At 77.8% G+C, this 1,446-nt stretch carries 1 protein-coding gene; it reads right to left on the reverse strand.

Going from position 1 to position 1,446, the window contains the following annotated elements:
• On the reverse strand, nt 1–1,446 hold a 1,446-nt coding region (locus AB0J52_RS40445; protein ID WP_500188507.1), incomplete at both ends, for an alpha-(1->3)-arabinofuranosyltransferase domain-containing protein.

Below are 1,446 nucleotides of genomic sequence, written 5' to 3' on the forward strand. Positions count from 1 at the left end.
CGGTCGCGGTCGGAGATCCGCGACCGGGTGCGCAGCCGCGCCGCGTCCGACGCCACGGGCGTCCCGCCGAGATCGGACGCGTCGTCCCCGACCAGTACCGGACGGTCCTTGAGCGCGCCCGCGTCGGCGAGGTCGAGCAACCCCTCCGGCCCGCCGCGCAGCCGGAGCGCGCCGTCCGCGTCGACCAGCGCGGCCGCCTGCCGAGCGCCGCCCACCTGGTAGATCTCGACCGCCGGATACGGCTGGTCGCGGGAGCCGACCGCGTCGTCGCCCCAGCCTCCGGGCTGGAACCCGAACGCCGCGACGCGCTTCACGCCCGGCGAGCCGTCGAGCGCCTGGTGGACGCGCGCCGGCCACGCGCCGAGCAGGTCGCCCCGCGCGAGGTCGTTGCGGACGAGCAGGTACCGCACCCCGGAGCGGGCCAGCACCTCGGCGAGCCCGGCCGAGCCCCGGCCCGCCGTGACGCGCTGGTCGATCGCGTCCAGCAGACGCGCGTACCCCGGCGACCCCTGCGGGACCATCTGCCGCGCGCCCCAGCGGGTCCGCAGCAGCGGCTGGACGACGTCGTCCATCGGCCGTCCCCACGTGTAGTCGCCCGTCCGCGAACCCGGCAGGGCGAGGACGGACTGCTCCCCGGCGCGCGTGTTCAGCCAGGACGCCGCGTCCCGCCAGTACCGCGGGACGTCCGGGAAGCCGCCCGGCGCGGCGAGGCCGCTCGCCATCGCAGGCGTCGCCACGGCGAACAGCGTTGCGCCCGCCGCCGCGAACACGCCGAGCCTGAGGCGGCGCTCGCGCAGCGTCCCGGGCAGGTGCGCGATGCCCAGCGCGAGCGGCAGCCGGACCATCCCGTCGAACTTGTACAGGTTGCGGAGCGGGGCGAGCGGGCCGTCCAGCAGGTCGCGCAGGTGCGGGGCGAGCGGGCCCTCGATCCGGCTCGCGTGCCCGGCCGCGACGACCGCGACGCCGCCGAGCAGCACCAGCAGCGGGAACGTCCGGCCCGGCAGGTCGCGGCGCACGAGTCCGGCGAGGCCGAGCGCCGCGAGGACGGCGGTGACCACGACCAGCCAGGCCCGCCCGGCCAGCGCGTCCCCGACCGGCAGCGCCTGCGGCAGGTAGTTGATCCAGCGCTCGGTGCCGCGCAGCACGTCCACCAGGCCGGTCGTCGCGGTCGTCGTGTCGGCCTGCTCGGTGTAGCCGAGCCAGGAGAAGCCGTAGCGCCCGGTCAGGACGAGCGGGACGAGCCACCAGCCGACCGCGCACGCCACCGCGGCCGTCCACCAGCCGAGCAGCCGGAACCGGTGCGCGCCGCGCGGACGGGTCAGCAGGAACAGGAACGGAACGGTCAGCACGGCCACGGTCGCCGTGCCGTTGATGCCGCCGCAGAGCCCGACCGCCAGGCCCGACCGGGCGGCGGCGCGGACGCGTCCGCCGTCGCGCCGGGCGGCC

This window comes from Spirillospora sp. NPDC049652 (assembly GCF_040675125.1).
Taxonomy (GTDB): Bacteria; Actinomycetota; Actinomycetes; order Streptosporangiales; family Streptosporangiaceae; genus Spirillospora.